Genomic DNA, 20,503 nt, shown 5'->3' on the forward strand with positions numbered 1-20,503 from the left:
TGTTTTTCTTCATGTTCCTTGTGCCTTCGTGGTGAAATATCTATTAACAGGGCTATAACGCATAATAAGCAAACAAATATCAGGAGTCGCCGCCATGAAAAAATTCATCAATTCCATCGATACGTTGCGTGACGAAAGCTTGCTCGGTTTTTCCAAAGCGCATGCCGATATTATCCAACTTAATACCCAACCGTACTTCATCAGCCGTATAAATTCAACCAGATCCGGCAAGGTCGCGTTGATTTCCGGCGGCGGCTCCGGGCATGAACCCCTGCATACCGGTTTTGTCGGCCAGGGTATGTTGGATGCCGCTTGTCCCGGCCAGATATTTACCTCCCCTACTCCCGATCAAATGTTGGCTGCTGCAAAAGCAGTTGAAAATGGCGGCGGGATATTATTTATCGTCAAGAATTATGCAGGCGACGTGATGAATTTTGAAATGGCTGCCGAGATGCTGGAATGCCCTAATGCAACCATTCTGGTGAGTGATGATGTTGCTTTACCGAAAACACATAGTACCGGACGACGAGGGGTAGCAGGTACGTTAATTGTCGAAAAAATGGTCGGCGCAGCGGCAGAAAACGGCGCTGACTTGGCAACGTGTCAGGCATTGGGTGATAAAATCAACAATGTTACCGCCTCAATAGGCGTAGCATTAAGCAGTTGTACTGTACCCGCATTGGGAAAACCTACTTTTAACATTAGTGATACTGAAATGGAAATGGGCGTAGGTATTCATGGTGAACGTGGACGTGAAACCCTGAAGTTAACCAGTGCCACAGAAATTGTCGAGCACTTGGCAAGCATGATTGATGATGAATTAAAACCGAAAAAAAACCAGCCGGTGTTACTGCATGTGAACGGATTTGGTGCTACGCCGCTGATGGAACTATATCTGATTTATGATCTGGTGGCCCAATTTTGGGAAAAACGCGGTATCAAAATAGCCCGCTCTTTGGTTGGCAACTACACAACATCCATTGATATGGCCGGTTGTTCAATAACGTTGAGCCTACTTGACGAAGAACTCCTACACCTTTGGGATGCTCCCGTTCATACAGCAGCATTACGCTGGGGATGCTAACTGTTTGGTTAATACATCAACGACAGCACAAATCATTAGTTGACCGGTTTTGGCACCGGCATCAATATGACCAATACTGCGTTCCCCCAAAAAAGAAGCCCTGCCTTTGGTTGCAAGCATAGTGCGGGTCGACTCCATTCCCGCGATGGCGACCTGCGAAACCTTAACCAACACATCAGGTAACATTACCGAATTTTCCGCTGCTGTTCGCAAGTAATCCGCCACGGGAATAAAAACATCAAGCATGGTTTTTTCACCAGCAACTGCCTTACCCCGCTGCTTAATCGCATCCACGCCATGACTAAAAGTATCGGCAAAGCCTTGCTGATCTAAAGTTTGTTCACGCGCAGCTTTGCTTAAGGCAATAAATAAAGTGCCATATAGTGAACCAGATGCACCACCCACTGCTGACATTAACGTCATACCGATTTTCTGGAAAGCAGCCACCCAATCCAATTGACTTAATTCATCGCGTTGAAGCATCAGCGCATTAATACCACGCTGTAAATTAATGACATGATCGCCATCACCAATCGCTTGATCTAAAGCAGTTATTTCTTCAGCGTTTTGTTCGATCACATCGGCTATAGCTTCGATCAGATGCAGTAATAATGCAGGCGTAAGTTTCATAGCGATTTCCGGTTTATCAAGTATTTTAAAATCTGAAGCTTACCCTTCAATTCGCACCGTTGTCCATGAGTAAATATTAAAAATATATGGAAGCTTAAAATACCAAATACTTTATGGTTTCAGGCTTAGCAAATTATTGAAATATTCAAGCAGTAAGGTATCGATCATAAACCTTGACCTTCAGAGAAGTTTTTATTTCTGCGCATGATATAATTCAGTAAAAATAATAACCGGATTTTTCATGTTCGGCTTACTCACCATTAAACAGCTTAAAAACAACATGGAAAAACTGCCCGGTTCTAGTCTGCGGCGACTACCTTGAAATACCCTACCAACACCATAACAACAAAAACTGTTCATCTCCGATAAAGTTGAACCGTTTATTATAGAGTGATGTCCAGCTCTAAATAACCCTCTGTTTATTTATTCGCACATCTAAAATAACTCTATGAAACTTATTGATTTTTCTGCTTTTTATTGCAAGATTTCTGTATTACTTTTTTTGTTGTTGCTTAACTTTTTTGGCTCCACTGAGACATGGGCTAAAAAAGCTGCCCCAACCAGGGAGCAAAATGGCACGGCTATTGAAATCACTAAAGGTACATTACAAGCCAACATTGAGGCTATCAATAACAGGCAAGGTCTTGATGAGGCGCTTAAAGCCAAAGTCCTGTCTGCCTATCAATCAGCGCTGGATAATCTAAGCAACAGCGAGAACTTTAAGGCGCGAATCGTTGAATTTAATCAAGCGATTAAACAAGCACCACAAAAAACCAAACAGCTACAAAAAGAAATTGAACAGACTCTGCAACAGGTATCCAAACAAAAACCCGAAGATTTTACCCGAATACCTACTGAAGAACTGGATCAACGACTGATTATTGAGAAAGGAAAAATAAGTGCTTTAGACGAACAAACAGGCAAGTTGGAAAATGAACTTACTTTGCAACAGAGTCGTCCCCAATTTATTCGCGAAGAGACAGTAACAGCAAAACAAGATTTTGAAGCTATAAAAAGTAAACTGGCAAATTCATCCAATAAAACCGGTTCAAAACTTGAAAGTGAAGCAGAACAGATCTATTTAAAAACACAGCTTGATTCACGTGCAACAGAATTAAAAATGTTGGATAGTGAGGCCATCAGTAATCCGGTCAGAGTGGAATTACTTAATAGTAATTTTCGATTATTGGATATTAAAAAAAATGCCCTACTCCCTGCCATTTCGGCCATAGAAAACATCCTAACTGACCGTAGACAGCAGGAAGTTAAAGAGATGCAGGATGCACTTAGTCAAGCAGAAAAAGAACTTTCTGGAAAGCATCCTCTTATTCAAGCGATAAGTCGGGAGAACATTCAATACAGTCGAGACTTGCAAACAATTACCGCAAAAATCAATAGTTATACCGAGCAAAAAACCAAATTGGATGCACAAGCCAGTGAAATTGATAATGACTTTAAAAGTGCAGAAAAAAAAATCAGCCTGGCTGGTTTAAGTCCGGTACTCGGCAAAATCCTGCGTGAACAACGACGTAATTTAACGACCCAGGATCAAGCTTCGATACAGTCAGAAAGTATTCAGGATGAAACAGCATCAACCAGCCTTGAACAATATAAAGATGAGTACAAGTTAAAACAACTCGCAGATATTGATGCAGATTTGCAGGAGATCATGGAGAATCAGGTTGATCATAACCTTCCTGTAGCGGAACGCATGATGATACAAGCTGAATTGCGGGTATTATTGAACAACCAGAAAGAACTGCTTAATAAATTAGCTAGTGATTACATCACGTATCTACGTACCTTAGGCGACTTTGATTTTGCCAGACAACAAATGGTTAATCAAGCAACCAAGTTTGCAGCTTATCTGGATGAAAATTTATTATGGGTAAAAAGCTCCAATGCCATTGACGCTGATTATATCGTGGGGCTGTTTAATTCAACAAAATGGCTGTTATCACCGCTTAATTGGCTGGCGTTAAGTAAAGACGTACTTAAGGTAGGGATGCAGCAGCCATTTTTTATTGTCATCGGCATACTGGGTTTAGTATTGCTATACTTCAGCAAAAATTGGGCAAAAAAGCATCTACTGATTATCTCGGTTAAAATTGAAAAAATTTATACCGATACGTTTAGTTATACCTTGCAAGCATTAGGCTATACACTAATCGTGGCATTACCGATACCGCTGCTTAGTTATTATTTAGGCTGGTGCTTAACAAATAATGTTCATTTTATTGATTTTACCCAGGCAATTGGCGAAGGCTTGAAAAGCGCGTCAATACCGCTACTTTTTCTGCAATTTTTTTACCGCCTGTTTGCAGATGACGGTATCGCACGTAAACATTTTCGCTGGAAAAAAACTAACACCACTTTATTGCGCAAACAAATTGGCTGGGTACGCTTTGTCGTTGTGTTAGCGATATTTATTATCAACAGTACAGCAGCGTCGAAAGAACCCATGTATAGCGATAACCTCGGGCGCCTGACATTTATCGTTTATATGCTGGCACTGACGATTTTTTTGGGTCGATTACTCAATCCTGCTAGCGGCTTATTGCAAGGCATTATCAAAAACAATCCTGATGGTTGGTTAACCAAATTACGTTATATCTGGTATCCAACAGCTATTTTCACACCACTAATCATTATTGGTTTTGCTGTTACAGGCTATTATTTAAGCGCACTGGAACTACAAGATCAATTGGTTTTATCTCTGCGCTTGATTTTTGTGATGGTCCTTATTAATGAAATGGTCATTCGTTGGTTAACCTTAATTAATCGGCAGTTAGCCATAAAAAATGTCATGCAAAAGCGCAAGGCAGCAGAACTTAACGAAAAACAACCTGTAGCAGGGGTAGAAGATCCTGTTTTGCCTATTGATGAACAACTTATCGACATTCCTAAAATCAATGCCCAAACTATAAAACTACTTAACGTATTTATAACCTTAAGTTTGATTATCGGTATTTGGGTAATCTGGAAAAATATCTTACCCGCATTTTCCTTTCTGGAACGTATTGTACTTTGGCAGCATGCAGTAACGATTGATAATCAGCAAAGTTTTCAACCAATAACCTTAATCAATCTGATGTGGTCGGGATTATATTTCTTTTTAGCCGTAGTTTCGGTGCGAAATTTCCCCGGTGTTATGGAATTATTGGTATTTAGACGTTTGGCTATAGAAACGGGAGGGCGTTATGCCGTTAACCAGCTGGCAACCTATGTATTAATTACTATTAGCTTTATTAGTATAGCCAATGAACTTGGCGGCAGTTGGTCGCAAGTACAATGGCTGGTTGCAGCTCTCAGTGTCGGACTAGGCTTTGGTTTACAAGAGATTTTTGCCAATCTGGTATCAGGGATTATCCTGCTGTTTGAGCGCCCGATACGCGTCGGTGATACGGTAACGATTGGTAATGTTACCGGCAAAGTTTGTCGTATTAAAATGCGTGCCACCACACTAATCGACTTTGATGCAAAAGAACTGATTATTCCCAATAAAACCTTTATTACCAGTCAGTTGAATAATTGGACGTTAAGCGACACCGTAACCCGTATCGTGGTTCCCATTGGTATTGCCTACGGTTCTGATATTGAACTGGCACATAAAGTAATGGTTGATGCCGTACAATCATTGCCGCTTATCCTCAAAGACCCTGCACCAGCGGTATTAATAGATAGTTTTGGCGATAGTTCAATAAATTTTTCCATTCGATTTTTTGTCAGTGAGCTGGCAAACCGGTTACCCGCGACTCACGAGATACATATTCTTCTTGAAAAAGGCTTGCGCGAAAATAAAATAGAAATCCCATTTCCGCAACGGGATATTCATGTTCGTTCAATCGTACAGGAATTTAAAGCAGCGCACCCTAATATCAAGAAAACAGTGGAACCTAATTCACCTCCGGTTGAAAGCAGTTTTAATCCGGCTTTATTCGAATAAAAACCACCAAGAATATGCTGAAAAATAAAACCTCATGCGCTATATTCTTGGTGATTTGATAAGCGTTTTTATGAATATTTTTAGTCGCGGCTAATGAGTAACGGCAAAGTTAATCATGAGCAAGTTGCCGGTAAGCACCGGAATAATATAAAAGTGGTTCTCCCGTACGAAAAATACACTCGTGGACTTCACCAATAATTATCCAGTGAGTGCCGGCAAGCACCTTATCAACAACCTTGCAATCCAGGGATATCAAGCTGTGGTTTAGCAGAGGTGAGCCGGTAATACCGGCTATCCAGTCTGTGTTTTCGAAACGCTGTTGTTGACTGGCACCACCAGCAAATTGATTGGAAAGATCTTGCTGATCCGAGCCTAAAATATTAACTGAAAAACTCTGGCTTTCCTGAATACCTTCACCCGTATCCGCCGCGTTATTAATACAAACCAATACTTGCGGTGGGTTAACTGAAACACTTGAAAATGCGGTTACTGTCATACCTTGATTGCCGAACTTCTCGGAATGGGTAGTCACAACAGTGACGCCACTGGCCCAAAGTTGCAAAGCCTTTTTAAAATCATCAACACTAACAGTCATTTAGCTCTCCGGTTATTCACTATATTTATATAATTCTGTTTCTTTGAATTTAAGAAAACAGCTATTCAAGCACTTTACGTTTGTTTATCCATTATGGCACAACCCACCTGCGCAGACTGGTAAAATAATCGTAACTATTATTAATAGTTATCCAAAGTTGTTTGTAAGTTATCAACAACCATTAACCGAGCACTACCAACACCTGATGCAGGTGCCCATCATTCTTTAAGGTAATACTGTTAGCTTTTAACAGATATTTGTTATCCAATTTTATCCTGGCGACCCCCTGCTCTACTCCATTCGGGTTTTCAATCGTAATTTCATAGCGGGTATTTTGGTGCTGGTAAAAAATGCAGTAACTACGCCATGCCTTGGGAATACAGGGATCAAAAATCATTTTATCGCCGCGAATCTGCAAACCCAGCAGCCATTCTGTCCCGGCACGATAAAACCATCCGGAAGCCCCCGTATACCAAGTCCAACCACCACGTCTCATATGGGTTGGTTCAGCGTAGATATCAGCCGCCAGCACATACGGCTCAACCTTATAGGTATAAACACCGATACGGGTAGTCGTATGATTAATCGGATTTAACATACTCAGTAACTCCATCGCTTGATCACCGTCACCGAGCATGGCGTAAGCGATAACCGACCAAATGGCGGCATGCGTATACTGGCCGCCATTCTCGCGTATACCGAGCGGATAACTTTTGATATAGCCCGGATCATGTCCGGTTTTATCAAAAGGTGGCGTCAATAATAAAACCAGATCACCATAGCGAAGCAGATTTTCCCGTACTGAATTCATTGCCTGTTGTGCCCGACCGGTGTCTGCGGCACCGGAAATAACAGCCCAACTCTGGGCAATTGAATCAATGCGGCACTCGGAATTATGGGCAGAACCCAGCGGCGTTCCATCGTCAAAATAGGCACGACGATACCATGCCCCATCCCATCCTTGCGCTTCAATGGCAATCTTCAGTTGCTCAGCATGATCGCGCCAGCGAATAACCCGCTCATGGTCTCCCCGTGTTTCTGCAATGCCTGTCAATTCGGACAATGTAGCAATCAAAAACCAGGCCATCCAGATGCTCTCACCTTTACCCTTATTACCCACCCGATTCATGCCGTCATTCCAGTCACCGCTACCCATCAACGGCAGACCGTGCATACCGGTTTCCAGACTTAAGTCCAGCGCACGCGCGCAATGTTCAAAAAGAGTCGCTTGTTGCAGCGAGCGGGTCGGTTCGTAATAAGCGTCATCTTGTTCCGCCTCCAGCACCGGTCCTTCCAGAAACGGTATTTCTTCATCAAGCACGCCCACATCGCCAGTCACCTTGATATAGTGGGCTACGACATAAGGCAGCCAGACACGATCATCAGAAAAACGGGTACGCACACCACGACCGGTAGGTGGATGCCACCAATGCTGCACATCACCTTCAACAAACTGGCGAGCTGCAGCACACAGGAGATGTGCACGAATCAGATCGGGACGGGAGACAGCCAAAGCCATACTGTCCTGTAGCTGATCACGAAAGCCGAAGGCTCCACCCGCTTGGTAAAAAGCGGCTCGCGCCCATAAGCGACAGCTCAGGGTTTGATACAACAACCAGCGATTTAACATAATATCGAGTTGCCGATCCGGTGTTTTTACCTGAACTTTAGTAAGCATTTGTTGCCATGACCGGGTTACTTGAGTATAAGTTGTCGCCACCGGAATTATCCGATAACGCTCAATCAATTCTCTGGCGTGGGCACGGTCATTGCCTTGCCCAAGCAATAAGATAATCTCAATATTTTCACCAGGTGCCAGATTAATCACCCTCGACAAGGCGGCACAAGGGTCCAGTCCTACACCAACACGACCTTTCAGTGCTTTAAGACCTTGCATACCTGCCGGAGCATCAAGGCTACCGTTACGGCCAATAAATTCTGCCCGATTGCCTGTATATCCGGTTTGTTTGCCCGCAAGGTCGGCAAAGGCAATACGCTCACCAAATTCTACAGCCCATGGATTATAAGCAAACAGAGCACCGGTATTGACATCCAGTTCGGTGATAATATGTGGGGCAGTGATCGTACGCGAAGTGCCCAATACCCATTCTATATAAGCGGCTACCGTCAGACGACGAGAGCGTCCGGAAACATTTTTTAAGGTCAACACTGATATTTTGATCGGATCGTCAGGACTGACAAATTGCAGAAGTTCACTATGAAGCCCATGAGAAGCATGCTCAAAACGGCTATAGCCCTGCCCGTGATGAATAACATAACTCGCATTGTCGACCCTAATGGGTAGTGCGGTAGGCGTCCACAACTCATTAGTTTCGTCATCACGCAAATAGATTATTTCCCCGGAAGGATCGCTGACCGGATCATTTGACCAAGGCGTCAACTGGTTTTCACGGCTATTACCACTCCAGGTACAACCACTACCCGACTCCGAGACCATAAAACCAAACCCGGCATTGGCAATCACATTAATCCAGGGTGCCGGTGTCCACTGCCCCTTGTCGAGCACAATCACATATTCGCGCCCGTCATCGGCAAAGCCGCCAAGACCGTTAAAGAATTCAAGAGGTGGTGGAAGCAGTCTTGGTGAATGAATATTGGCTGTACTCGGGGCTTTTTGTGAAGCCCACGCTGCCGGTGGCCTTGGATGCCGCAGTAGTTGCTCGGCCAAAGTTCCTCGATTACTGATAAGCACGGTACGCGCAACGGCTTGGAATAATTGTCGATCTTCTACTGACACCTGATCGATCTGCATGAGAAAAACTGCCCCCTGATTTTCATGGGGCTGCCCGGCTGAAAATGCCTGACTTTCCTTGATCATGGCCTCCAGCCTGTCCTGTAAAGCCTTGGCATAAGACAGTTTATCTTCATTCATAATAACAAGATCGACACCAAGACCTTTCATACGCCAGTACTCGTGCGCACGCAGTAATTGTTCAACGATGGCATTATCTTCAGGTTCCGTTACACGCAGCAACACCATTGGCCGATCTCCCGATATGCCATGCCGCCATAACCCGGTAACATTAAGGGCATTCATCTGCAGCAACTTGCTGGATGGTCTCAGCCAGGGATCGGCATAAAGTAACCGGTTGGCCAAATCCTGGAATAACTGAGCTTCATCCGGCTTGATACGCAGATGGTGTAATTGCACATGGGCATGAGTCCATGCCAGAGAAGACACTCTCTCAAACATAGCTACGTTATGATATTTATCCGCCAGATCTTCAATGATTTTATGCGAATCGGCGACTAACGTGGTAAATATAATGTGCTCGGTTGTACCGGGTGCAATACTAACCCGTGTACGTAAACTAAAGATAGGATCAAGAACAGCACCGACCGTATTGCTCAGAGGACGGCCATCCATCACGGCAACCGGTTCCCGTAGCGATTGTCCACGACCGACAAAACGCACACGCTCGGTTTCGTATTGCCGCATGTTGCCGGTTTGGCCGTCCGCCAGCACATGAGCAGCCCAAAGGGTCGGTTCAGAGGCCAAACGCGGCCGGCGTTGCGCAATCAATGTGCAGGGCTTGGGTAAAAATTCGGTCTGTACAAACAGATTGGAAAAAGCAGGATGTGCCATATCAGCAGCAAAAGGCGCAAGTACCACCTCAGCGTAGGAGGTGATATCAATTTCCCGGACCTGTAAGCCATTATTAATCAAACTCAGGCGACGGATTTCCGCATTATCTTCAGGGGACACAACAATTTCCAAAATGCTAACGATATTGCCATCCGCACGGGTAATACGGGCACGGTCTTCAGCAAAAACGACGTCATAGTAATCGGGCGCCTTTACCGTCGGCTGATACCCGGCAGACCAGACCTGCCCGCTCGCCACATCACGCAGATAGATATAACTACCCCAGGTATCCCGTGTCACATCTTCGCGCCAGCGTGTGATCGACAAATTCCGCCAAGCACTGTAACCCGAACCCGCTGCCGTGATCATCACGGCATAGTAGCCATTGGATAGCAAATGTGCCGAAGGCACCGAAGAGGTCGGTGATGGCAAGCGCCGAACAGGCGGCTGTAACGATTCTTTTACTTCAGAAAAATCATTAAGAACCGGGATGCTGTTGGTATACAGACAATTCGGAATGCGCTCCTGCAATAATAGTTGAACCGACTGAATCAACGGCACGCTATGAAAGCGATGGCGCATTATCCCGTCGTGTACTGCATTGGCAATCGCTACCAGAGACATACCCTGATGGTGTGCCATATAACAGCGCACGATTGCCACACGCTCCTTTTCAGCAAGCCTGATTGGCGTAAAATCAAGTGCTTCATAGAAACCAAACTGACCCAAAGCCCCCTCGCTTTCCAGATACTCAAAGTTTTCCACGGCCGCATGAGGAAAATACATGGCGGCAAGCGCAGTAGCGTAAGGGGTAATGACCAACTCGTCACCAAGCCCGCGTTTCATCCCCAGTCCTGGTACGCCAAAAGCAGAATATTGATAAGTAAAAAAAAGGTCGCGGCTATTAAAAGCGGATTCCGATACCCCCCATGGCACGCCACGCTCTTTACCATAATTAATCTGCCGTTGCACAACCAGACGGCAAGTCTGATCAAGCAAGCTGTATCGTGGCGTATAGGTGACCAGAGAAGGCATCAAATATTCAAACATTGATCCTGACCACGATAGTAATACCGTGCCATGAGCCGCGCGTATCAAGCGTCTCCCCAAGTGAAACCAATGCGTACCCGGCACCTCGCGTTTGGCAATCGCGACAAAACTGGCCAGACGAGCTTCAGAGGCAAAGAGGTCGTAATAACTGGAATCAAGACTACCTTCCTGAACACGGTAGCCTAGCGAGAACAAATGACATTTTTCATCATAAAGAAAACCAAAATTCATTTCATAAAACAAGGTATCCACCTGCTTAACAAGACTCTGCAGGCGCTCCACAAGTATTGTTGCTTGCTCTTTGGCCTCCCGTATTATGGCTATCCTGGTTTCCGGTTGTGTAGACGCAGGAGCACTTATCGACATGGCATCAAGCTCTGCTAAGCCCTGCGCATAACTGCCGGGAAGCTCAACAAGCGGCGTATTCAGAGTTAATTGCTGCCAAAATATTGCCGTTTGTGAAGGCATAAGTGGCGCTTCTTCACTACTATTTAAATGACCGGTAAAATGAATCCAGGGAACCAGACTATCGATATCGCGGACATGGGAGTAAATATCATCGCGTAGCAAGGTAGCCCATATCAACAACTCGCTATCGCTGCTATCACCGCGTTCGGCAATAAAAGCGCGAGCCATATCCTGTAAGGTATCGCTGCAAAATGTTAACTGCCGCCACAAATCACTCCAGCCATTTCCATCAACCGGCCGACTTGCCAAAAGTTCGCCGATCACAAGGACTTTTTGGCGCAGCTCTTTTAAGGTAACCGTCAATGTACGCCGGTCATCCGTTATTTTAGCCAGCGTATCCATCAGCAACTGATGGGTATCAATAAGACCTGTCAAGGCATCAAAAAATACCGGTGGTCGATGCTGCATTTCCCGGCAAGCTTCAGCCAAAGTCAGTAAATGTCCGGCCAGATTACCACTGTCAACAGTTGAGACATAGCGGGGTTCCAGTACGTGTAAATCAAGGGTATCGTACCAGTTAAAAAAATGCCCCTGTAAGCGCGGCAGCTCAGCCAGAGTCTTTATCGTGTTATCCAGTCGATCGACCGTGTCCATCAAGCCAAGCCAGCCAAAATCGCGGGCCGTCACGACAGACAACAGATAAAGACCAAAATTGGTAGGCGAACTACGGTGGGCGATAACAGGCTGGGGGTCTTCCTGAAAATTATCCGGCGGTAGATAATGCTCCTGGGTTGTGACAAAGCTGGTAAAAAAATACCAAATACGTCTACCGATCAAACGCAGTCGCTCGCTGTCTTTTAACTGTAAAGCTTCAGCTTTATCAAGTCCGGGTGGCAGGCTCAATAGCCAGGCAATGACCGGTGCCAACCACCATAACAGTAAAAAAGGGCTGGCAACCTTGATAGCTGCTGAATTAAAAATTAATATCATGCCACTGATTGCCATGACAACAACCGATGAATTAACCAGCGCAGCAATGAGATTATGTGGCGAGTTCACTACGGCGACTTTTGTCTGCTGTGCGGTCACCCAGCTAAGTAAATGACGATGAGTAATAAACAGCCGTACCAGCGTACGGACAATGGCATCCATCATCAGCCACGCATGTTGCACCAATAACGTCAACGTCACCAAGCTGTTGCCGATTGCCCAGAGTATATTCTTCGCCATTACCCGGATATAAATATCCGGCGAGACACCTCGATGTTGAGTCCTGTTTCCACTCATGAGTGTCAGTAGCGCAGGCAAAGCCAATGCCGTCAGCACAAACCCAATCAAGACAGCCTGCGGTGCATGTGGGATAGTCCAGGTTGCGAACAGCGTAAATAAGGTACCTGGTGCCGAAAGGGACCTGCGTAAATTATCGAGCATTTTCCAGCGCCCGATCATCGGCATGCCTTTGCCGCGAGCGCCAAAAATCCAGGGTAATAACTGCCAATCGCCGCGAGTCCAACGATGCTCACGTGATGCAGCAACTTCTGTTTGAGAAGGAAATTCCTCAAAAAACTCGATATCGTTTATTAATGCACAGCGCGCAAAGACACTCTCGAACAAATCATGACTCAGTAAGGTATTATCCGGTACACGTCCCGCCAAAGCGGCTTCAAAAGCATCGACGTGATACAAACCCTTACCACTATAAGTACCAAGGGCAAACAAGTCTTGATAAAGTTCAGATACTGAACTGGAATAGGTATCGGTACCGCAAGAGCCGGCAAAAATTCGGTGAAACAGCGAATACTCCTGGCGCAGTGGTAGCGTCGGGGTAACGCGTGGTTGAAAAATAGCGTAGCCATCGATGACACACCGGGTCTTTGGATCAAATATCGGCTGATTTAACGGATGGGCAGCGACACCCACCAATTGAGAGACAACGCCCATGGGTAAATTGGTATCGGTATCCAGGGTAATAACATAACAAATACCCGGAGGAATAACGATTTGAGCCGCTTTGCCGGCTATCGGCAAAAAAGAGGTATCCGTAGCTCCTCGCAACAAATGGTTGAACTCCTGCAATTTTCCGCGTTTGCGCTCCCATCCCATCCACTTGCCTTCACCCGGATTCCATAAACGTTTACGGTGAAAGACAAAAAACCGTGGTTCGCCATATTTGGCATTAAGAGCGGCTACTCCGGTAGTCGCTATACTGAGTAGCTGGTCATCCCCCGGCATGGTTTCCTGATCGGCATCGGTCCAATCAGAAAGCAGGGCAAAGTATAACCGGCTCTCCCGATTGGACAAATAACGAATCTCCATCTGCTTGATTTGCTCTTTTACCTCCAGCTCGTTAAAAAATAAAGTGGGGATAACAACAAAGGTACCCGGCATTGGTGAGATACTATCCTCGGCATCAGATTGCGACAGCCGGTTTAAGTCAAAACGTGGTAAATAACGCGGCGGCAAAGAACCTATAATCAATCGATTGACTAAACCGACAGCGATATCTGATGCCGGAAATAAAACAAATACTGCCAGCAGGCACAACTGAAAGTAACTTAGATCAACCATAACACTGGCCGTCAATGGCAGTGAAAGCAGTAAACCTGTCAACAACACCAGACTGCTTAAATAAGCGCATCCGGCGTGGGCGATATAACCGCGCAATAAGCGTTGTTTAATTAAAGGCTGATAGTTAATTTCGTGTTCAAAAGTATAGCGACCGCCACCGATCAAGTAATACCCGGGCTCTTGCCTGCGAAGGTCAGGAGTCAGTTGTTCATCAATACTCTGGACCTTGTCAATCAATAGACGAGCTATCTTTACTTCTGAATGCGGCGAACGCTTGGCAAGATCCTCAATCGCATGGCGATAACGATCGCGGGTCTGAAAATCCATGGCACGGTAACCCGGATGAACGCGCAGACATTTATCTATCAAACTCACTTCTTCAACAAACCGGGGCCATTCAAATGCGGAAATAGCCCGCATACTCATAATAATATTGCGAACTGTCAAATTATTGGCGACTTGCTCGGCATGCTCTCGATGCACAATTTCATCATAGCCAACGATTTCATCTCTATTAAGCCCTTGTTCTTTGAGCCAATCATCCAAAAAATCAAGCGAAAGCAGTGCTCCCGGATGCCGATCATGCAAACGCTGCAAGATCTGCACGGCATAAGCCTGACGCTGTGATTCCGAGGGTAATATGCCTTTGGGGAAAACCAAATCCGGCTTATCCGTTTGAGCGGCAATTTGTTCGACCCGGTCAAGAAAGTCATCCGCCAACTTACGGCCGGATTGAGAGCGCATGATACAAACAGCAATGCGGCGAAGATTTTCTACCAGCAAGACCCGTAAGGTACTCGAAATCGCCCATAGTTCACCGATAGTAAGAGGATCGACATCTTGATAAGCCCGTACAAAAACCGTCAACAAGTCAGCATCAAAACGGCTATCAGTGTGAGCCACCAAAGCCCAGGCAATACCGTAAACACGAGGATAACCGGCCAGTACACCTTCAGCTAACTTGGGTAGCGCTTGATAATAACTTTCAGGCAAGTCCACCTGAATATCATGGACCTGCTCTTCAAGTACATGAAAATTATCCAAAAGCCATTCAGCTGCCGGCGTAATGGCATGTTGCTCATGGACAGCCTTGGCGACCGCTTTATAAGCATCTTGCAAAATCCGGCAATTATCTCGCACCCTGGGGATTAATTTTTGACCCTTTATCTTATTACTGATTTTTTGTGCCTGCGCCAAACTGACGGCATGCTGCTCAAGTCGCTCAATACTAAACAACTCAAAGCGAATGGGGGCTTCCTCGCTACTCGGGTGATCTACCCTAACAAACTGCCTTTTTTCTCGCCGCTTTGCCATGATGTGATGCTCCCGATCCCAATAAAACTAAAATTGAAGCGAGCCGTTATCGGTGATTATTTTTTTGAATCTTTCAGTGACCAAATTCGACTTGCCAATGATGAACGCTTAAACGATTTCCTGAGCGGCATAGTGAACCAGATAAGTTATTTCCTGCTTATACAGGATATACCGTGTCCTAAACTCCCTGCGTAAGTTGACATCCTTGGCTTGAGAGCAATGGGAAAAGAAAAACTTTTCTGAACAACTATAATTATCTGTCTGGATATCATCTAACAGATACAATCAGCTCCATTGCCGGATTGACTAAGGCGTGATCATATGACTGATGAGATCCTGGCTTAAACAAAAAGCCTGTCGGCAAGATATCTTACCTAAGCCCGTTTTATGACATCATTAACCGGTAAATTCAATAACGACACAGCACAAATGCTGGTTTATTGAAAATTAATCAAGAACTGAGAATGCTGATTAAATCTTTATTTGTGCCATTTTGCAATAAATAAATCAGCCTGGCCAATAACATTTAGCCATTAAAAACTAAACCGCTTGGCTTTTTGCTACAACTTGTGTAAATATCTGGCCTTTATAACAGGCTTGGCGTAGTTTACTGACTAACCTCATTTTGGAGAAAAATTAATGTGTCTTGCCGTACCCATGCAGATTACTAAAATTGATGGTTTTAATGCCCATTGTGTTGCCAAAGGTATTGAACGGGACGTCAGCTTGTTTTTATTGCAGGATGAAACCATCAAGACCGGTGATTATCTGTTAATTCATGTTGGCTATGCCATTCAAAAAATAAGTGTAGAAGAAGCGCTATCAACATGGGAATTACTTGACCAATTATTCACCGAGGATGAACTCAGTGCATGAGCTATCCTTGTGTGATGACCTGCCAAGCCAGGTCTCATTGCCGTTGCAGCGCAACACAATTCACAGTCAGATAAATTTATAGTCAGGATTTGTGATGTTTAAAAACCACTATTATATTCAACTGATTGTAATCATAAAAACAGATCTGCCACCAAAATAGAATAATTTTTTATCTATAACAATCAATAAATTAAAAAAATTAGCAGAACGAATATTTATATTTACAAACTCATATTAATAAAAATATATGAATATTTTTATTAGGATAATTAAATATTTGCATGCTAAAGTAACCCTAAATATTTAGGGGTTAATTGGATGGCGCTGAATAAAACATTAGTTCTCGGAATCGGCAATCCACTGATGCAAGACGATGGAGTGGGTGTTCATGTTGTACAGCACCTAAAAGCTGATAACCCTGATTTCCCGCAAGTCGAATTCATGGATGGTGGAACACTTGGTTTTTCATTGATCGGTGCCATTGAGGATGCTACCAACCTGATTGTCATTGATGCCGCTCAATTTAGCGACACACCCGGTTCAATTAGAATTTTTCTCGGCGAAGAAATGGATCTTTTCTTGGGCCGGCAAAAAAATTCGAGCGTACATGATGTTACCTTGGTCGACTTGATGTCGATTGCTCTTCTGTCTGACCAATTACCAGTCAGGCGTGCATTGATTGGCATTCAACCTGGAGTGATTGATTGGAGTACAGAACTGACTCCAACTATCAAGAAAGCAATTCCCAACGTATGCAATATAGTTCTGGAACTCATCGAAAAATGGCGCACGTAAATACTTTTGCCAATATTCCGATTAACGTTGTTATCACGTCTCAATCAAGTGGTTTGACCATAGCCATGACTCTTTTGCATGAGATTCAAGCCATGCTGAAAACATTACTCGACACCGGTCAAAATGGAATCCTTGATCTGCGTGCATTACCCGCATTGGGCGAAGACGGCTATCAATTTCTGAAGGAAAAACTGGGGCAAGGAGAAGTTAGCGCCCGCATCCAAAGTTTTGGCCATTCCGAGATACAGGAAACCGCTTACTCCGGTATTTGGTGGATAGTTCATTACAACCAGGATGATGGCATTCTAACCGAACTTGTTGAGGTCAATTTCTTGCCTGAACTGCTAAAAAGTCCAAGAGATGACGTCGTGTTTGGCCAAACCAATCTGGCCAAAATTTTGAATGAATTAACTGAAAAAAAGTAGTTTTCCTACAGATTTATGCGGTTCCGAACCGCTATTTTCGGCCGCTTAAAGTAAAACGTCGGTAACGATATCCACTTAACTCGGGCTGTTACCTACGCAAACATTAATCCTAAGTTAGTAGGTGTGTTATGTCGATCGTATCAAAGAAAGAACTAAGAACCAGTATTGCTTCGCGGCTATCCCAACATCTGGAATTGGAAACTCTGGATGAAAAGCCATATATTGAAACTCTCGGTGACAGATTAGCCAGCTCAGGTGTCAGCCGTCGAAGTTTCATGAAATATTGTATGGGGTTGTCGGCCATGATGGCGATACCCGTCTCGCTGATGCCAAAGCTGGTCGAGGCAGCTTTATTAAGCCCTCTCACTTCCGTAGTTTATCTTTCCTTTCAGGAATGCACAGGTTGTCTGGAATCATTGGTCAACGTCTTCCCCAACACCCAGTTCAAAACCGACTCCATTGAGAATATCTTGTTGACGGCTCTCTCACTGGATTATTCCGAAACATTGATGGCCCCATCCGGAACTCAAGCCGAAAAGTCACGGGCAGATGCAATTGCCAAGAAAAATTATATTTTAGTCGTGGACGGCGCCATGCCGGATGATAAAGGTGGAGCAGGATTCTTCATCCAGTCAGGCAAAACCGGACTGCAACTCTTAAAGGCGGCTGCCACCAACGCCGCTGTGGTTGTGTCAGTGGGGACTTGTGCCAGCTTTGGCGGACTACCTGCAGCCAAGGGGCCAAACGGAAAAAGTCCGACTGGAGCAATCTCTATTAAAGCTGCGTTAACAAGCTTTGGCGGCACATACGCCACCAAAAAAGTGATTAACGTGTCGGGTTGCCCACCCATTGCCGAGGTGATTGCGGGTACTTTAGTCTACTGGATACTCAACAAAAAAGCCCCGGAACTAGACTCCATCCTACGTCCCAAGATGTTCTATGGCGAGACTGTTCATGAGGAATGCTACCGCAAGGAGTTCTTCGAGCATGGCCAGTTCGTCGAAAGTTTTGACGATGCCGGCGCACGTAGAGGCTTTTGTTTGTTCAATATGGGTTGCAAAGGGCCTATTACCCACAACGCCTGTACCACGCTAAAATGGAATCAGGGTACCGGATTTCCGATGGAAGCAGGACATGGCTGTCTGGGCTGCTCTGAGCCGGGGTTCTGGGACAAAGAAGCTATTTCTGGTCAGGGGGTCGGTTTTTACAAACCCCTGGATATAAACACCATCGACGATTAACTGTTATTTTTGCCGTGTCTTTCTGGTACGGCGTTTGGGAGAATTTATATGGCTACAAATATTGTAATTGATCCGGTCACCCGGATTGAGGGACACCTGCGCATTGAGGCAGAACTCGGCGCTGACGGAAAAACCATCACCAAGGCGTATAGCTCCAGTACCATGGCGCGCGGCATTGAAGTTATCATGCAGGGTCGTGATCCCCGTGATGCAGCGCATATCTCGCAGCGTATCTGTGGAGTCTGTACAGTGGTTCACGGATTAACAGCCGTCAGGGCAGTGGAAGATGCTCTTGGTGTCAAAGTTCCCGAAAACGCCGAACTTATTCGCAATCTGATGATAGGTGCGCAGTATATCCATGATCATGTGATGCATTTTTATCACCTGCATGCCTTGGATTGGGTTGATGTGGTTTCAGCATTGAGTGCTGATGCAGCAGCAACGGCGGCTTTGGCAAAGTCAAATAATCCGGACTACTACGCCAATCAGACTTTGGCGGCACTAACGACTACTTTTAACGGAGTAAAAGCCAAGCTGAAAAATCTTATTGATAGAGGGCAACTTGGCTTGTTCGCCAATGGCTACTGGGGGCATCCGGATTACAAACTTCCACCAGCGGGAAACCTGCTTGCTGTCGCCCACTATCTGGATGCGCTGGGATGGGCTCGTGAAGTAGTCAAGCTACACACAATCTTCGGAGGTAAAGACCCGCATCCAAACTTGGTAGTGGGTGGTGTGCCTTGCGCTGTCAGTCGTAATTACAACAACAAAGCCAGCGAAGGCTTGGGCGGCACGTCCTTAAATAAAGTCAATATGGCAAAGGTGACTACACTTATTACCAAGATGAAAAACTTTGTAGATCAGCTCTATGTACCTGATACCATATTGATTGCCGGTTTCTATAAATCTCAGGGGAGTTATACAGGCTGGGAGAAACGCGGCGGTACCGGCTGGAATTACCTCTGCTACGGCGAGTTCCCCGAGAATGGTATTCGCGATCCAAATAACTTCCTGATACCGCAAGGCGTCCTGGAGGGCAACCTGTCGATCAAATCTTTGGATATGGAGCACCGGGATGAAATTAAGGAGTATGTTACCCATTCATGGTATAAATATCTCGGTGTAGGTAACAGCGTTGGTCTTCATCCCAGTGAAGGCCAAACCAATTTGGATTATGCAGGCAGAGGCGGCCCAGCTCCCGGAGCTAATTACAAGCTTAACAGAGACACCGGTTACTCGTGGATCAAATCGCCACGTTGGTATGATAAGCCGATGGAGGTAGGTCCGCTAGCCCATGTCGTCATGATGTACGCCAAAGCAAAATCCAGCCCGACAACTGAGGCAGAAAAAGCTCACAAGCGGGCAAAAGATTTGGTAGATAACATCTGGGTAAGCAAGCTCGGACTCTCTATTAATGATATTGACTCTACTCTCGGCAGGATCGCAGCCCGGACCATCGAAACCAGCATCATTACGGATGCCATGTCACGCTGGCATATCAAACTGTTGAGCAACATTAGTGCGGGCAAGTTGGCTACGTTTGTAACAGATGCGGATGTTGTTGCTCAAAATCCAAGTTTGACTGGTTTTAAATGGACTGATACATCAACATGGAACAACGGGAATCCCTTGCAAGTCGGAGTTGGCTTTACCGAAGCGCCTCGCGGAGCGCTGGGACACTGGTTGTCGATATTCGGCGGTAAAATCCAAAACTATCAATGTATCGTCGCCAGCCAATGGAATGCCGGGCCCAGAGCCGGTACAGGGGGTGTGGACGGTGCGGGAATTCCGGGTCCCTATGAAAAATCCCTGGAAGGTCATATTTTGGCCATTCCGACGCAGCCGTTGGAGATTCTGCGAACAATACACAGCTTCGATCCCTGCATTGGCTGCGCTGTACATGTTACCGACCCGAACGGTGAAGAGCTGATCAAGGTCAATATTTCAACTACCTTAAGGTAATA

The 20,503-nt window shown here is 45.3% G+C and carries 10 protein-coding genes; 7 read left to right on the top strand and 3 right to left on the bottom strand.

The window, feature by feature from the left end:
- Nucleotides 1-94 precede the first annotated feature (94 nt).
- Entirely contained in the window at nt 95-1,084 is a 990-nt protein-coding gene (gene dhaK, locus KKZ03_RS18685) for a dihydroxyacetone kinase subunit DhaK (RefSeq protein ID WP_243218263.1), read from the top strand.
- On the opposite strand, the gene dhaL is transcribed toward dhaK, so the two are convergent.
- On the bottom strand, nt 1,067-1,714 hold the full coding sequence (dhaL, locus tag KKZ03_RS18690) for a dihydroxyacetone kinase subunit DhaL (RefSeq protein ID WP_243218264.1): 648 nt from the start codon (nt 1,712-1,714) through the stop codon (nt 1,067-1,069). The two genes, dhaK and dhaL, sit on opposite strands and share 18 nt — an antisense overlap.
- Before the next feature lie 448 nt (nt 1,715-2,162).
- Between dhaL and KKZ03_RS18695 the strand changes: the two genes are divergently transcribed.
- Nucleotides 2,163-5,660, top strand: a complete 3,498-nt coding sequence (locus tag KKZ03_RS18695; RefSeq protein ID WP_243218265.1) for a mechanosensitive ion channel domain-containing protein — start codon at nt 2,163-2,165, stop codon at nt 5,658-5,660.
- A 109-nt stretch (nt 5,661-5,769) separates the two neighbouring features.
- Here the strand turns inward: KKZ03_RS18695 and KKZ03_RS18700 are convergent, their stop codons facing one another.
- Nucleotides 5,770-6,255 (bottom strand): flavin reductase family protein, encoded by a 486-nt coding sequence (locus KKZ03_RS18700; RefSeq protein WP_243218266.1) that lies wholly within the window; start codon nt 6,253-6,255, stop codon nt 5,770-5,772.
- 181 nt (nt 6,256-6,436) lie between these two features.
- Nucleotides 6,437-15,202, bottom strand: coding sequence for a GH36-type glycosyl hydrolase domain-containing protein (locus tag KKZ03_RS18705; protein WP_243218267.1), 8,766 nt, complete (start codon nt 15,200-15,202; stop codon nt 6,437-6,439).
- 639 nt (nt 15,203-15,841) lie between these two features.
- Here KKZ03_RS18705 and KKZ03_RS18710 point away from each other — a divergent pair.
- From KKZ03_RS18710 to KKZ03_RS18730, 5 genes are all read left to right on the top strand, one after another.
- A complete protein-coding gene (locus tag KKZ03_RS18710; RefSeq protein ID WP_243218268.1) occupies nt 15,842-16,078 on the top strand; it encodes a HypC/HybG/HupF family hydrogenase formation chaperone in 237 nt (78 codons plus the stop codon).
- Between the two features lie 318 nt (nt 16,079-16,396).
- Nucleotides 16,397-16,873: a HyaD/HybD family hydrogenase maturation endopeptidase gene (locus KKZ03_RS18715; RefSeq protein WP_243218269.1), complete on the top strand. Its 477-nt coding sequence runs from the start codon at nt 16,397-16,399 to the stop codon at nt 16,871-16,873.
- On the top strand, nt 16,861-17,298 hold the full coding sequence (locus KKZ03_RS18720) for a hydrogenase expression/formation protein (protein WP_243218270.1): 438 nt from the start codon (nt 16,861-16,863) through the stop codon (nt 17,296-17,298). Before KKZ03_RS18715 ends, KKZ03_RS18720 begins: the two co-directional genes overlap by 13 nt.
- 128 nt (nt 17,299-17,426) lie before the next feature.
- Nucleotides 17,427-18,539: a hydrogenase small subunit gene (locus tag KKZ03_RS18725; protein ID WP_243218271.1), complete on the top strand. Its 1,113-nt coding sequence runs from the start codon at nt 17,427-17,429 to the stop codon at nt 18,537-18,539.
- A gap of 48 nt (nt 18,540-18,587) precedes the next feature.
- Complete coding sequence (locus KKZ03_RS18730) at nt 18,588-20,501, top strand: nickel-dependent hydrogenase large subunit (protein ID WP_243218272.1); 1,914 nt, start codon at nt 18,588-18,590, stop codon at nt 20,499-20,501.
- Nucleotides 20,502-20,503: the final 2 nt, after the last annotated feature.

The organism is Methylobacter sp. S3L5C, assembly GCF_022788635.1.
GTDB lineage: Bacteria > Pseudomonadota > Gammaproteobacteria > Methylococcales > Methylomonadaceae > Methylobacter_C.

Bases quoted from the DNA above. Each gene is read 5' to 3' on its own strand.
- dhaK (WP_243218263.1), top strand. From the start codon at position 95: ATGAAAAAATTCATCAATTCCATCGATACGTTGCGTGACGAAAGCTTG.
- dhaL (WP_243218264.1), bottom strand. From the start codon at position 1,714: ATGAAACTTACGCCTGCATTATTACTGCATCTGATCGAAGCTATAGCC.
- KKZ03_RS18695 (WP_243218265.1), top strand. From the start codon at position 2,163: ATGAAACTTATTGATTTTTCTGCTTTTTATTGCAAGATTTCTGTATTA.
- KKZ03_RS18700 (WP_243218266.1), bottom strand. From the start codon at position 6,255: ATGACTGTTAGTGTTGATGATTTTAAAAAGGCTTTGCAACTTTGGGCC.
- KKZ03_RS18705 (WP_243218267.1), bottom strand. From the start codon at position 15,202: ATGGCAAAGCGGCGAGAAAAAAGGCAGTTTGTTAGGGTAGATCACCCG.
- KKZ03_RS18710 (WP_243218268.1), top strand. From the start codon at position 15,842: ATGTGTCTTGCCGTACCCATGCAGATTACTAAAATTGATGGTTTTAAT.
- KKZ03_RS18715 (WP_243218269.1), top strand. From the start codon at position 16,397: ATGGCGCTGAATAAAACATTAGTTCTCGGAATCGGCAATCCACTGATG.
- KKZ03_RS18720 (WP_243218270.1), top strand. From the start codon at position 16,861: ATGGCGCACGTAAATACTTTTGCCAATATTCCGATTAACGTTGTTATC.
- KKZ03_RS18725 (WP_243218271.1), top strand. From the start codon at position 17,427: ATGTCGATCGTATCAAAGAAAGAACTAAGAACCAGTATTGCTTCGCGG.
- KKZ03_RS18730 (WP_243218272.1), top strand. From the start codon at position 18,588: ATGGCTACAAATATTGTAATTGATCCGGTCACCCGGATTGAGGGACAC.